Annotated in this window: 14 protein-coding genes; 8 read left to right on the forward strand and 6 right to left on the reverse strand. The window is 55.0% G+C overall.

Translation table 11 applies throughout. From position 1 onward, the window contains the following. Window positions 1-121: 121 nt before the first annotated feature. Complete coding sequence (locus BC440_RS02045; RefSeq protein WP_037989877.1) at window positions 122-1018, reverse strand: LysR substrate-binding domain-containing protein; 897 nt, start codon at window positions 1016-1018, stop codon at window positions 122-124. Window positions 1019-1115: 97 nt separating this feature from the next. Here BC440_RS02045 and BC440_RS02050 point away from each other — a divergent pair, with 97 nt between their 5' ends. Further along, window positions 1116-2057 (forward strand): DMT family transporter, encoded by a 942-nt coding sequence (locus BC440_RS02050; protein ID WP_063092662.1) that lies wholly within the window; start codon window positions 1116-1118, stop codon window positions 2055-2057. A gap of 59 nt (window positions 2058-2116) precedes the next feature. On the opposite strand, the gene BC440_RS02055 is transcribed toward BC440_RS02050, so the two are convergent. From BC440_RS02055 to BC440_RS02065, 3 genes are all read right to left on the reverse strand, one after another. Continuing rightward, window positions 2117-2815: a hypothetical protein gene (locus BC440_RS02055; RefSeq protein WP_037989875.1), complete on the reverse strand. Its 699-nt coding sequence runs from the start codon at window positions 2813-2815 to the stop codon at window positions 2117-2119. A 120-nt stretch (window positions 2816-2935) separates the two neighbouring features. Further along, window positions 2936-3613: a response regulator transcription factor gene (locus BC440_RS02060; protein ID WP_007092026.1), complete on the reverse strand. Its 678-nt coding sequence runs from the start codon at window positions 3611-3613 to the stop codon at window positions 2936-2938. A 158-nt stretch (window positions 3614-3771) separates the two neighbouring features. Next, the gene (locus tag BC440_RS02065) at window positions 3772-4092 is read right to left on the reverse strand and encodes a DUF1476 domain-containing protein (RefSeq protein WP_063092658.1); all 321 of its coding nucleotides are present in this window, start codon (window positions 4090-4092) and stop codon (window positions 3772-3774) included. Between the two features lie 145 nt (window positions 4093-4237). On the opposite strand from BC440_RS02065, the gene BC440_RS02070 reads away from it, so the two are divergent. From BC440_RS02070 to purL, 5 genes are all read left to right on the forward strand, one after another. Further along, entirely contained in the window at window positions 4238-5017 is a 780-nt protein-coding gene (locus BC440_RS02070; protein ID WP_063092661.1) for an NRDE family protein, read from the forward strand. Between the two features lie 217 nt (window positions 5018-5234). Next, a complete protein-coding gene (gene purC / locus BC440_RS02075; protein ID WP_007092029.1) occupies window positions 5235-5993 on the forward strand; it encodes a phosphoribosylaminoimidazolesuccinocarboxamide synthase in 759 nt (252 codons plus the stop codon). Between the two features lie 118 nt (window positions 5994-6111). Next, window positions 6112-6351, forward strand: coding sequence for a phosphoribosylformylglycinamidine synthase subunit PurS (purS, locus tag BC440_RS02080; protein WP_063092657.1), 240 nt, complete (start codon window positions 6112-6114; stop codon window positions 6349-6351). An 81-nt stretch (window positions 6352-6432) separates the two neighbouring features. Beyond that, on the forward strand, window positions 6433-7122 hold the full coding sequence (gene purQ / locus BC440_RS02085; protein WP_063092656.1) for a phosphoribosylformylglycinamidine synthase subunit PurQ: 690 nt from the start codon (window positions 6433-6435) through the stop codon (window positions 7120-7122). Continuing rightward, a complete protein-coding gene (purL, locus tag BC440_RS02090; protein ID WP_007092032.1) occupies window positions 7119-9329 on the forward strand; it encodes a phosphoribosylformylglycinamidine synthase subunit PurL in 2211 nt (736 codons plus the stop codon). Before purQ ends, purL begins: the two co-directional genes overlap by 4 nt. Before the next feature lie 77 nt (window positions 9330-9406). Here the strand turns inward: purL and BC440_RS02095 are convergent, their stop codons facing one another. Continuing rightward, on the reverse strand, window positions 9407-10222 hold the full coding sequence (locus BC440_RS02095) for a helix-turn-helix transcriptional regulator (RefSeq protein WP_063092655.1): 816 nt from the start codon (window positions 10220-10222) through the stop codon (window positions 9407-9409). Window positions 10223-10355: 133 nt separating this feature from the next. Between BC440_RS02095 and BC440_RS02100 the strand changes: the two genes are divergently transcribed. Next, window positions 10356-10760, forward strand: coding sequence for a hypothetical protein (locus BC440_RS02100; RefSeq protein ID WP_063092654.1), 405 nt, complete (start codon window positions 10356-10358; stop codon window positions 10758-10760). A gap of 46 nt (window positions 10761-10806) precedes the next feature. Beyond that, complete coding sequence (locus BC440_RS02105) at window positions 10807-11580, forward strand: transporter substrate-binding domain-containing protein (RefSeq protein WP_063092653.1); 774 nt, start codon at window positions 10807-10809, stop codon at window positions 11578-11580. A 16-nt stretch (window positions 11581-11596) separates the two neighbouring features. Here BC440_RS02105 and BC440_RS02110 read toward each other — a convergent pair whose 3' ends face one another. After that, window positions 11597-12799 (reverse strand): Mrp/NBP35 family ATP-binding protein, encoded by a 1203-nt coding sequence (locus BC440_RS02110; RefSeq protein ID WP_063092652.1) that lies wholly within the window; start codon window positions 12797-12799, stop codon window positions 11597-11599. Between the last annotated feature and the right edge of the window lie 245 nt (window positions 12800-13044).

Consider the following 13044-nt stretch of genomic DNA (forward strand, 5'->3'; position numbering starts at 1 on the left):
CACACTCAAGCCAGCTTTCAAACACCTCTAAAAGAAAAACCCCGCCAAAATATGACGGGGTTTGTCAGCGGTCTGAAAGCCCCGGTCAATTTGCCGGGGCTTTTTTCGTTTACGGGTTTTGCTACAATGTCAGTTCCCGTGCCTCGCCCAGCAGCCAGTCACGAAACAGCTTCACCTGACCGCGCAGTTCCCGGTTTTTTGGATGCACCAGATAGTATCCCGAAGGAACGACCAGAACCTGTTCGGGGAACAGATGGACCAGCTTGCCTTCCATCACGTCTTCTTCGGCCAGCAATGGATTGGCCATTACCACACCCTGTCCGTGAATCGCGGCCTCGATTGCCATGGATGTCTGATCGATTTCAATGCGCTTGATTGCGGCAATCTCGCTTGGGTTCATCCTGGCAAACTGGCCAAGCCATTCTTCCCACCAGTCATGCAGAATGTCGTTTAACAAAGTCGCACGCGCCAGATCGGCTGGATGCTCAAACCCCATGCGGTCGCGATAGGCCGGCGAACAGAATGCCGCCGCCTGACCGCGATAGATCAGGACGGATTCAAGTTTGTCGTCATTGCCGTCAAAATACCGCACGGCAATATCGACCGGATCGCGATCAAAATCCGTAAATTGCACCGACGACCCGACATGAAGTGACGTTGACGGATAATCGATCAGGAACCGCGCCATCCGTTTGGAAAACCATTTCGCGGCAAAACTTGGCGGCATGACCACACGCACCGTATGTTCGCGCTGCCCGCGCAAATGCTGACTGGCATCGATGATCTGCAGCAAGGCGGGTGATATGCGCGCGGCATAATCAAGCCCGTCGGCTGTCGGTTTCACCTGCCGGACCGAGCGAACAAACAGTTCCACCCCTAGCCAGTCTTCAAGCTTTCTGATCTGCTGCCCGACGGCACCCGGCGTCACATTCAGCTCTTCCGCTGCACGAGAAAAACTATTCAATCGAATAGATGCCTCGAACGCACGCAAGGAATTGAGCGGCGGATATGAACTCATGATGCAAATTTTCTATTCCATAATCCAGATAACATGATTTGTACGCCGTTTGGACCGGACCTACAATCGCGACATGACCCCCACGAAAGTTCCGGCCATGAAGAACAACGCATACCTCGTCTTTGGCTTTCTTGCCCTGTGCTGGGGCATGACCTTTCTGTTCAACAAAACGGCAAGCAGCCTGATATCGCCAATGCAGGTCGTGACCGTGCGGGTCATCATGGGCTTTCTGCCGGTTCTGGCATTTGCGATGGTGTGCAAGGTACTGCATTGGCAACATCTGCGCCATATGCATCATTTCATCGTCATGTCACTTCTCGCGGCCACCGTCTATTACCTTGCCTTTGCCAAGGGCATCTCGCTTCTGCCATCCAGCGTTGCCGGGATGCTAAGCGGTGTGATCCCGATGTTTTCCTTTATCGCGGCGGCGATTTTCCTGCGCAGCGAACCGGTCAATATCCGATCCATCATCGGATTGCTGTTTGGCTTTGCTGGAGTTCTGATCATCGCAAAACCATGGGAATCCGGCGCGTTCGGTATTGATCTGATGGGGGGTGTTTATGTCGCCATCGGGTCGGGCTGTGTCGGGCTTTCATTTGTTTATGTTCGCAAATTCCTAAGCCCGCTTGGCATTTCGCCAATTGCACTTTGCACTTATCAGCTTGGTATTTCGGCGGTAACGCTTCTGCTGATTTGCGATTTTTCCGGTATGGATGCGATCTTTACCAACTGGAAAATCGCCACCGGCCTTTTCATCGGCCTTGGCATGTTTGGAACCGGCATTGCCTATATGTGTTATTACTTCCTGATCGGTAAACTGGGCGCTGTCAAAACCGCCGGGGTCACCTATATCCCGCCGGTCATCGGCCTTCTGACCGGCAGTCTGATTTTGGACGAACCGGTTTCCGCAACCGATATCGTTGCGACCGCAATGATCCTGTCGGGTGTCTTCATAATCCAGTCGGGCAGAACGCCGCCGTCATCTGCAAACACGACATCACCGAATGTCCGCGCACACAACCTGCCCGAACGTGCCTGAGACTCTTCGTCTCGTGGACGGCACCCCCGCGTTGATCACGGGGGTGCCCTTTTGAGTGGCTATTTTTCCGATGCAGCTTTGACAAAGGCCGTGATCAGCGGATGATTTTCACCGCGCAGGGCGGATCGTTCCGGCTGAAATGCCGTGCCGATAAAGAAACGATGATTGCGCAACTCCACCGCACGTGGATCACCATCTGCATCCCAGGCACTGATCTGCAATGCCTGCCCTGCCAGCAGCCCCGCATAATCACGATTAAACCCATAACTGCACCGATAGGTTTCAATCAGATGATCCGATCCGCAATAATCACGGATCAGGCTACCCACGGCCAGATCAATTCCGCCATCCTGATCAATCAATGCACAGGTTAGCGGCGCGATCAGCGGCAATTCCGCATCCGGATCAATTTCGGCATTCGCGGCATTGGAAAGCCCCAGAACATTACGCGCATATTCCAGAACCGCATGCTGATAGCCACCGCACGTGCCCAGAAAGGCAATATCGTTTTCACGCGCAAAGCGGATGGCGGCAAGGGCACCTTCAAGACTTTCATACGGACTGGCCGGAACACACCACATCCCGTCATAGCCAGACAGTATCTGCCCCGCACCACCATCAAAACACGGCGTTGCGATCCAGTCATATTCAACGGGAATACCGATTTCGGCAGCCGCGATTCCAATGGCCTTGGGGATAGCCTGATGGGCAGTAACGGCGGGATTATAATCCCCGACAAGGGCGATACGGATGGTCATTTTAGTTCCTCGTTTCAGGTGACATTACGAGGGGAGTAGCCCAAACCGCCAAAGAAAAACGGCCCGCGAAATCACGAGCCGGGTTTCGAGCGTCAGATAGCGCTGCCTTTGACAAGCTTACTACAAGTTTCCAGCGCGCGCCATATCTTCAAGTGCGATTTTTACCGCCTGTGCACGGTTGGACACATGCAGTTTGCGGTAAATGTTTTTCAGGTGATATTTCACCGTAATTTCGCGCAGATCAAGATGCCGCGCGATATCCTTGTTCGGCCGCCCTTCGGCCAAAAGCGCAAGAACTTCACGCTCCCGCGGTGTCAACCGGCTGAAATCGCCTTCGTTGCCAAATCCGCCAGCCATGCGCGGTTCGCCGTCGCTACCGCCGCCAAATCCGTCCCCCATGTCATTAAGGATAGAGGATGGCAGATATTTTTCGCCCGCCAGAACCAACTGGATCGCATTGGCAAGTGCCTGCCCGCGCAGTGTTTTGGGGATAAAGCCGTGTGCGCCATTTTCGATGGCATGACGTACATCTTCGCTGCGATAGGCACCGGAAAGCAAAACGACCGAGGTTGTTTTGGATGCCTTTTCAAGTGTGCGTTTAAGTCCCTCAAGCCCGTTCATGCCGGGCATGCGCAAATCCAGAAGCACCAGATCGAAATCATTCTGAGCTTCAATATGCTCCAGTGCCGGGTCAAGCGCCCCGGCTTCGACCACTTCACAACCTTCGAAATATTGCTGGAATAGCAGTGATAATGCTTCACGAACCAGATCGTGATCGTCTGCCAACAGGATACGCAAAGCCTTTACCCTTCTTTACCTGACCCACAACCATGCCCGAACATTAACAAGCAAAAAAACGCGTGGCTGCAACCAGAAATCTTTCTTGATCCGGGAACAGAATACGAAACCGGCTAATGGTTTGCAAATCCGAACTTTTTCTTATTTCGGGGAAACAACTATTCCTCGAGCACTTCGGCACGTGCGATTGGGCGTAACGCTTCGAGTTTACGGTTAAGTTCGCTGACCGTCATATCGATATTGTGCCGTCCGAAATCGGCCAGAATCACCGAAATCACCCCGTTTTCCTGAGGATTTGTAACAACATCGCCGATGACTTTTGCAGCATAGGCCTGACTTTCGGCCTCGGTCATACCCATTTTATCGCCGGCCCAAACGGCAAGCATTTTATAAAGGTGGGCCTCGATGCGGAAATTCTGTTCAAGATCAAAGCTGTATTTTGCCTCAAAACCGCGTTCGCGTTCGGTCAAATTCGTCATGTGCGCACTCCTCCATCTGATTTGTTTTTTGGCGGGACGTTTCCCCGTTGTCCTTTATTTATGGACTGTACCACGTCATGCCACCGTGGTGCTGTGATACTTTTGAATTTGACAAATGCCGGTCCATGTCGCTTTGATCTGGGTCATGTGTACATTTATCATTCTGCGCCGCCCCGACCATGAATGGCCGGTGATTATCGGCGCCAATCGCGACGAAATGAACAACCGCCCATGGAAGGCCCCTGCCCGCCATTGGGAGGATCGCCCCGATGTTATCGCCGGACTGGATGAAACCGGCGGCGGAACATGGCTTGGCATCAACGAAGATGGCGTGGTGGCAGCGGTCCTGAACCGGTTTGGCACACTTGGCCCCGCCGACGACAAGCGGTCCCGCGGGGAATTGCCGCTTGAAGCACTTGATCATGCCGATGCCATTGATGCCGCCCAGGCACTTGCCGAACTTGATGGCACAGCCTATCGACCGTTCAATATGGTGATTGCCGATAACCGCGATGCTTACTGGCTGGCCAATCGGGGGGATGGCAAAATTGAAATCACCGATATTCCCGAAGGATTGTCGATGATCACCGCCCATGACCTGAATGACAAGACCAACAGCGAACGCACCAAACGCAACCTTCCGCGTTTTTTAACGGCACCGCCCCCCAATCCCGAAGCCGATGACTGGTTTGCCTGGCAGGCGCTTCTGGCCGATACCGGCTTGATGGAACCCGATCCAGAACATCATGACATCCGTGCTGATGCCATGCTGGTGCGCAGCAATATCGGGTTCGAGACGATCTGTTCTTCCCTGATCGGCCTTCCGGCCATTCCGACTCAGAAAAACGAACTGCCGCGCCGACCGGTCTGGCTGTTCGCCAATGGCCAACCAGACAGGGTTCCGTTTCACCCGGTTGAGATTTAGGCACCCCACTAATTTCGCCTCGCAACGCCCGGATTTGGCGGGCCATTTGCGCTGCAACAACCTGTCAGACGGACAGTTGCAAAATCCTATTATCAAGTCTGCGTAAATAGACCTACACGGCAATTGAGTTTCTGCGTCAGCACTGCTATACGGGGGGCGCGATTTTCAGGGTGCTCGGGGACACTCCCCGCGAGCAAAGATGTGAAAGATCCCGCCAATGTCCAGAAAGCAGCCCATCTACGAGGGTAAAGCCAAGGTTTTGTACGAAGGTACCGAGCCCGGAACCATCATCCAGTATTTCAAGGACGATGCCACGGCGTTCAACGCACAGAAGCGCGGCACCATTGCCGGCAAAGGCGTCCTGAACAACATGATTACCGAATTCGTCATGACCCGTCTGGCGGAAATCGGTATCCCGACGCATTTCATTCGCCGCATCAACATGCGCGAACAGCTTTGCAAGAAATGCGAAATCGTTCCGATCGAAGTCGTGGTGCGCAATATTGTCGCCGGTTCGATGGCAAAACGTCTTGGCCTTGAAGAAGGCGAACGTCTGCCGCGCCCGATTGTCGAATTTTATTACAAAGACGACGCCCTTGGCGATCCGCTGGTTTCTGACGAGCATATCCTTGCCCTTGGCTGGGCAAGTGCCGAAGAGCTCGAAGAAATCGTTGGCATGACCCTTCGCGTCAATGATTACCTGTGCGGTCTTATGCGCGGCATCGGCATCAAACTGGTCGATTTCAAACTTGAATTTGGCCGGGTGTGGGAAGGCGACTTCATGCATCTGGTTCTCGCCGATGAATTCAGCCCGGACAACTGCCGCCTTTGGGACGCCGTCACCAACGAAAAGATGGACAAGGACCGGTTCCGCCGCGATCTTGGCGGGGTCGAAGAAGCCTATCAGGAAGTGGCGCGCCGTCTCGGCGTCCTGCCTGAGTCCGCAGATATAGAATCGCTGAACAAAGACAAATAATCCAAAGGCCGCGCTTGCGCGGCCTTTTCTTATCGACGCCGGAACCTTCGGAACCGGTACATTATTGTTTGCAAACAAGTATCGCCGTATGGCGAGTGCGCACTCAAAGGAGCTTCTCGTGAAAGCACGTGTCCACGTCACCCTGAAGAACGGTGTTCTTGACCCGCAGGGTAAAGCCGTTCACCACGCCCTTCAGGGTCTTGGTTTTGCCGGTGTCAATGATGTCCGTCAGGGCAAGTTCATCGAACTCGAACTGGATGGCAGCGACGTCGAAAAGGCACGCGCCGAGGTCAGGGAAATGTGCGAGAAGCTTCTCGCCAATACCGTGATCGAAGATTACAGCATCGAGCTGGCCTAACTGCCCGGGCGGGGCTTTGCCGTTGCAGGGCCTTTGTCTGTCGCGATCAAGTAACGGATATTAATCGAGAGACGGTATTTCATGAAATCCGCTGTCATCCTCTTCCCCGGCATTAACCGGGAGAATGACGCCATTGCAGCACTCGAACAGGCCACCGGCACCAAGCCAACCGTGGTTTGGCATGGCGAAACCGAACTGCCAAAGACCGACATCATCATGGTCCCGGGCGGTTTTTCCTATGGCGACTATCTGCGTTGTGGCGCCATGGCGGCCAAATCCCCGATCATGCGTGCGGTTGCCGAACGCGCCAAAGCCGGTGTGACCATCCTTGGCGTTTGTAACGGTTTCCAGATTCTGACAGAAGCAGGCCTGTTGCCCGGTGCGCTGATGCGCAATGCCAGCCTGAAATTCATCTGCAAGAACACGCATCTGAAGATCGAAAATACCAATACGCGCTTCACCAACCATTACAAAACCGGCGACGTTGTCGATTATCCGGTAGCCCATCATGACGGCAACTTCTTTGCCGATAGCGAAACGCTTGACCGCCTTGAAGGCGAAGGTCGCGTTGTTCTGCGCTATTGCGATGCCAATGGTGTTGTTGATCCGGCAACCAACCTGAACGGGTCGCAGCGCAATATTGCCGGCATCATCAACGAGGCGGGCAATGTCCTTGGCATGATGCCGCACCCGGAAAATGCGATTGATCCGCTCCATGGTGGCACCGATGGCCGCAATCTGTTCAAAAGCTTGGTGGAGGCAGCATCGTGAGTGCTAACGATTTCAACACCCCGATCACGCCGGAACTGGTCAAGGAACACGGGCTGAACGAGGAAGAGTACAAACTCGTCCTCGAAATCATGGGCCGCGAGCCCAATATCAACGAGCTTGGCATTTTTTCGGTAATGTGGTCGGAGCATTGCTCCTACAAATCATCGAAAAAATGGCTCAAAACCCTTCCGACCAAGGCAGACTGGGTCATTCAGGGGCCGGGCGAAAATGCCGGTGTTATTGACATTGGTGATGGTCAGGCCGCCGTTTTCAAGATGGAAAGCCATAACCACCCGTCCTTTATCGAACCCTATCAGGGTGCGGCAACCGGCGTTGGCGGCATCATGCGTGACGTATTCACCATGGGTGCCCGTCCGGTTGCAAATCTTAATGCGCTTCGCTTTGGCGAGCCGGATCACCCGAAAACCCGCCACCTGCTAAGCGGTGTGGTCGAAGGCATCGGCGGTTACGGCAATTGCATGGGTGTCCCGACCATCGGTGGGGAAACCAATTTCCATGCTTCCTATAACGGCAATATCCTGGTCAATGCGATGACCGTGGGTCTGGCCGATGCAGACAACATCTTCTATTCGGCAGCAGCCGGTATCGGAAACCCGGTTGTCTATGTCGGTTCGAAAACCGGCCGTGACGGTATCCATGGCGCGACCATGGCCTCGGCCGAGTTCGATGACGACAGCGATGAAAAGCGTCCTACCGTTCAGGTCGGCGATCCGTTCACCGAAAAGCTTCTGCTGGAAGCCTGCCTTGAACTGATGGCGACCGACATGATCGTCGCCATTCAGGATATGGGGGCGGCCGGTCTGACATCCTCCTCGTTCGAAATGGCGTCCAAGGGCGGCGTTGGTGTCGAACTGTGGCTCGATAAAGTCCCGATGCGCGAAGAAGGCATGACGCCCTACGAACTGATGCTTTCAGAATCGCAGGAACGCATGCTGATGGTCCTGAAACCCGGTTGCGAAGACGCCGCCAAGGCGATCTTTGACAAATGGGAACTCGACTTTGCCGTCATCGGTATCCTGACCGATACCAAACGCATGGTTCTGAAATGGCATGGCGAGGTTGCCGGTGATCTTCCGATCGATCCGCTGGCCGAAGCATCGCCGGAATATGACCGTCCGTGGGAACCGACCCCGAAGCAGGATCGTATCGATCCGGCCAGCATTTCGGGCAAGGTCAGCCATGTCGATGCGCTGAAAACCCTGATGGCGTCGCCGGATCTGGCATCGCGTCGCTGGATCTGGGAACAGTATGACCATCTGGTCATGGGCAACACGATTGTCCGTCCGGGGGGTGATGCCGGTGTCGTGCGCGTTTCAGGCACGAACAAGGGCATTGCAGCCACCACCGACTGCACCCCGCGCTATGTCATGGCCGATCCGGTCGAAGGCGGTAAACAGGCCGTTGCCGAAGCCTATCGCAATCTGGTTGCAACCGGTGCCAAACCGCTTGCGATCACGGACAATATGAATTTCGGCAACCCGGAACGCCCGCGCATCATGGGTCAGTTTGTTGGCGCATGTCAGGGAATTGCCGAGGCCTGCATCGCACTCGACTTCCCGGTCGTTTCGGGCAACGTGTCGCTGTATAACGAAACCAATGGCGTCGGTATCATGCCGACCCCGGCAATTGGCGGCGTCGGGGTGATTTCCGATCTGGGCCATCATGCCACCATCGCCATCAAACGCGATGACAGTGCATTGATCATGATCGGTGCCGCGACCGGTGAACTTGGCCAGTCACTGTATCTTAAAACCATTGAGGGCCGCGAAGAAGGCGCCCCGCCGCCGGTCGACCTGAATGCGGAAAAACGTGCCGGTACGCTGGTGCGCGAACTGATCGAGCTTGGTCTGGTACGTACCTGCCATGATATCGCCGATGGCGGTCTTCTGGTCGCGGTTGCCGAAATGTGCCTTGCCGGCAATATTGGTGCTGACCTGCACCTGCCCGAAGCCGGCAGCGAAGTCGCATGGCTGTTTGGCGAGGATCAGGGCCGTTACGTGATCGCTACCCGCGATCCGGACAAGGTCCTGAATGCCGCTAGCAGCGCCAATGTCGCCGCCGTCATCATCGGTCAGGCCGGTGGCGACGCGGTCACCATCGATGGTGGTGCCAAGGTATCCCTTGCCGAGCTGCGCGAACTGAACGAAGGCTGGATGCCGAACTTCATGGCAGAAGCCGTCCAGTAAGCCGTCTACACTACAAGCACAAAACCCCGTCAGAGAAATCTGGCGGGGTTTTGTGCTTTGGCCCGGTTCGGTTCAAATTAACGCAAATCGGCCGCCAGCCCCCGCAAAGTGGCCGCCGTTTGGGTGTCGGCTGGCAACAGGGTTTCGATGGCAAGTTCGGACAATGTGACTTCGACCGGAGTGCCAAAGACCGTGGTTGTGCTGACAAAACGCAATTCACCGGCGTCACTTTGCAAAACCAGCGGCACGACAAGGCCGGACAGATCCCCTGCCCCGTCAGCGGCACCGGGTTCGCCTGCATTTGCGGGCGCACGGTAACGGCTGACCTCGTCATAAAGGCCGCGCAGTTTCACATCGGCCGTCACTGCAATCTGGCGACGCAATCGATCCAGCAAATGGTTGCGCCATTCGACGTAATTCACGACCCGAGGTGCAAGCCCGTTTGGATGGAGGCTCAGCCGCAGGATATTGACCGGCAGCCTAAGAAATTCCGGGTCAACCCCGCCAATCAACAGGGGCACAATCCGGTTCGCCGCCACCATGTTCCAGTGCCGGTCCATTGCCAGCGCCGGATAGGGTTCATGTGCGGTAAGGATTCGATCCACCGCCGCCCGGATTGCAGCCGACTGTTCGGTGCCAAGATCATGTTCGGCATAGATGGGTGCAAATCCCCCGGCAATCAGCATTGCATTGCGTTCGCGCAGCGGCACATCAAGACATTCGGACAGATGCAAAACCATGTCGCGGCTGGGCCGGGCGCGACCGGTTTCAAGAAAGCTCAGATGCCGGGTCGATATGGCGGCCTCGCTTGCAAGGTCAAGCTGGCTCATACGACGCTGCTTGCGCCAGACCTTAAGCACATTGCCAAACAGATCGGGTTTTATCGCGCTCATCAGATCACCGTCATTATTGATGACGTAATCCTAACACCGATCAATTCGAACCAACATTACCTGTCAGGTAATCGTATTCTTTCCCACTTTTCGGCAAGGTTCGCGAACAACAATCAACCGAAAGGTCAAAAAGATGTCTATTGATGTGCCAAACAAAATGCTGAAAACCGTCCTGATGCTTGACGCGGTAGCCTGCCTTCTCTTCGGCCTGCTGCTGTGTATCGGCAATGCTTTCCTTGCGGGCCTGCTGGGCCTGCCTGCCAATTTGCTGTTTTATGCCGAGATCATCCTGTTTCCCTGTGCCATTTTGATGTTTGCCACCGGATGGCAAGCCCGTCCAAATGGCTTTTTTGTCCGGTTGATCGTTATGGGCAATCTGGGCTGGGTCCTTGCCAGTCTTGCGGTGCTGATTGCCCCTGTTGGCGTTCCTACAGCCATCGGATATGGCTTTGTCATCGTACAGGCACTGGGCGTTATGGGCATCGCGGCACTGGAATATCGCTTTGCAGCATCGCATTCCTTGTCGGCAGCATCCTGACGCCCCATGTCTTCTTTACGGTACAGAAGCATCATCAGGGGCCAGAATGACATTTCCGGCAAGATTATTTGCCCTATTGATACTCGTCGTCGGCATGGCCTTCGCGGTCCTGATGCCGGCGACGCAAAGCCATGCCGAAACCATTTATGTCGACGAAGCCAATCCGCCTTTTATGTATCGTGCCGGGAACGAAGCCGCGGGCATTTACCCGGCCCTGATCCGTGCGATTTTCAGACATGCCTGCATAAATGTCGATGTCGTTGCCGTCCCTTGGAAACGCGCCATTGAAAACCTTGATGCCAACAAGGGCGGTGTTGCCGGGATATACAAGAATCTTGAACGCCAGAAGAAATACGTCTTTTCCGAGCCGATCCATGTAGAACAGCTGATGCTGTATCAACGCCAGAGCACATTCAACAATCCAACCGATATTGATGCCCTGCGCGGCCAAACCGTTGGTGTCATTCGCGGATGGAGCTACGGGGATCAGATTGATGACGCGCGCAAACGCGGCGTGTTTAGCGCATCCGAAGCCACCGGGGACGAACAGAATTTTCAGATGCTGGCACTTGGCCGGGTCGATACCGTCATCGCGATTGGCGAGGCCGGGGATGTCTGGGTCAAACGGCTGGGACTAAGCGACAAGGTCGTCCGCAGCAAAACCCCGATCCGAGAAAACCCGACCTATATCGTATTCAACCGTGCATCATCGACAATATCGACGGTGACGATGATCAATCGATCCATCGAAGAACTGCGCGAAAACGGCACCCTGCAACGCATCGCTCAAGAAGTTTTGCAGGGTGCCAGCAATTATTAGGCGAAAGTCGGGCGACCTAACGGAAGCTGATTTTCGGGAACAGGCTTTTCTTCGGTGCGGTTTTCGGTCCGACGCGTTCGTCAATTGCCGCGGCGATCTTGTCGGCAATCGCGGCATAGGCCTTGGAATGTTCGCCGTCCGGATCGGTATGAATAATCGGTTTGCCCTCGTCCGCACCCAGACGGATTTTAAGGTCCAGCGGGATTTCGCCAAGGAATGGAACGCCCAGTTCATCGGCGGCCTTGCGTGCACCACCATGATCAAAGACATGATCGACATGGCCGCATTCCGGGCATTTGTAATAGCTCATATTCTCGATCAGGCCGAGCACCGGCACATTGACCTTACGGAACATATTAAGTCCCTTGCGCGCATCCAAAAGGGCAATGTCCTGCGGGGTGGAAACGATAACCGCCCCCGTGACCGGCACGCGCTGCGCCATCGAAAGCTGGATATCGCCGGTCCCCGGTGGCATGTCGACGACCAGAACATCGAGTTCGCCCCAATCGCTGTCGCGCAGAAGCTGTTCGAGCGCGCCCATCGCCATCGGTCCACGCCAGATCACCGGCTGTTCTTCATCGACCATAAACCCGATAGACATGATCCTGATGCCAAAGGCCGACGGCGGCACCATTTTGCCTTCCTTGTCGGAATGGGTTGGTTTGGCATCACGAAGGCCCATCATCCGTGGCAGGCTGGGGCCATAGATATCGGCATCGAGAAGACCGACCTTAAGCCCCTTGGCCGCCAGTGAAAGCGCCAGATTGACCGAAGTGGTGGATTTCCCCACCCCGCCCTTACCCGACGCAACCGTGACGATCGAGCGGACACCCGTCATTTCGAGCGGCTTTTGCCCTGCACCTTGCGGACGTTGCCCTGCTTGCGGTGCGCCCTGTTGCGCCCCATGTGTATGATCATGAGAATGGGGATGCGAATGACCACCTTGGGCCGGGGCAGAAGCCCCTTTGGGACGCTCTGCGGTAAGGGCCACACGAGCTGTTGTGACCCCGTTCACATTGGCAACGGCACGTTCGGCCGCAAGACGCAGATCTTCAAGAGAAGCCCCGCGTTGCGGGTCAACAGCGATTATGACGTTCACGGTTTCGTCATGAATATCAATGCCTTGTACCATACCCTTTTCAACGATAGTCTTGCCGTCAGCCGGATCGATAACACTTGAAAGGGCTTCAGTAATGCGTTCCCGGTTGGGCGAGGTCATATTGCAGTCTCCGAAAAATGGCTTAAGTCCGTGATCGTACAGAACCTGCAGGCGCGTATCGTTGTTTTGCAGGACAAGCTGTCATATAAGGCCTTAGGGCGTGGCCCCATTAATTACATGCAACTCTGCTTCGATAAAAGGATTGAGACGGTTCTTGATGCGCAAATAGGTCAGATGACCGCGATAAGCAAGTGAACAGGCATGTTATTGATGGGCTCATGTCCCAAGCTCGGTAAGCATAAATA

Source organism: Thalassospira sp. MIT1004 (genome assembly GCF_001858545.1).
Taxonomy (GTDB): Bacteria; Pseudomonadota; Alphaproteobacteria; order Rhodospirillales; family Thalassospiraceae; genus Thalassospira; species Thalassospira xiamenensis.

Excerpts from the sequence above, each read along its gene's own strand:
- BC440_RS02070 (WP_063092661.1), top strand. The coding sequence starts at position 4,238 with ATGTGTACATTTATCATTCTGCGCCGCCCCGACCATGAATGGCCGGTG.
- BC440_RS02045 (WP_037989877.1), bottom strand. The coding sequence starts at position 1,018 with ATGAGTTCATATCCGCCGCTCAATTCCTTGCGTGCGTTCGAGGCATCT.
- BC440_RS02105 (WP_063092653.1), top strand. The coding sequence starts at position 10,807 with ATGACATTTCCGGCAAGATTATTTGCCCTATTGATACTCGTCGTCGGC.
- purC (WP_007092029.1), top strand. The coding sequence starts at position 5,235 with ATGTCCAGAAAGCAGCCCATCTACGAGGGTAAAGCCAAGGTTTTGTAC.
- BC440_RS02050 (WP_063092662.1), top strand. The coding sequence starts at position 1,116 with ATGAAGAACAACGCATACCTCGTCTTTGGCTTTCTTGCCCTGTGCTGG.
- BC440_RS02055 (WP_037989875.1), bottom strand. The coding sequence starts at position 2,815 with ATGACCATCCGTATCGCCCTTGTCGGGGATTATAATCCCGCCGTTACT.
- BC440_RS02100 (WP_063092654.1), top strand. The coding sequence starts at position 10,356 with ATGTCTATTGATGTGCCAAACAAAATGCTGAAAACCGTCCTGATGCTT.
- BC440_RS02065 (WP_063092658.1), bottom strand. The coding sequence starts at position 4,092 with ATGACGAATTTGACCGAACGCGAACGCGGTTTTGAGGCAAAATACAGC.
- BC440_RS02110 (WP_063092652.1), bottom strand. The coding sequence starts at position 12,799 with ATGACCTCGCCCAACCGGGAACGCATTACTGAAGCCCTTTCAAGTGTT.
- BC440_RS02095 (WP_063092655.1), bottom strand. The coding sequence starts at position 10,222 with ATGAGCGCGATAAAACCCGATCTGTTTGGCAATGTGCTTAAGGTCTGG.
- purQ (WP_063092656.1), top strand. The coding sequence starts at position 6,433 with ATGAAATCCGCTGTCATCCTCTTCCCCGGCATTAACCGGGAGAATGAC.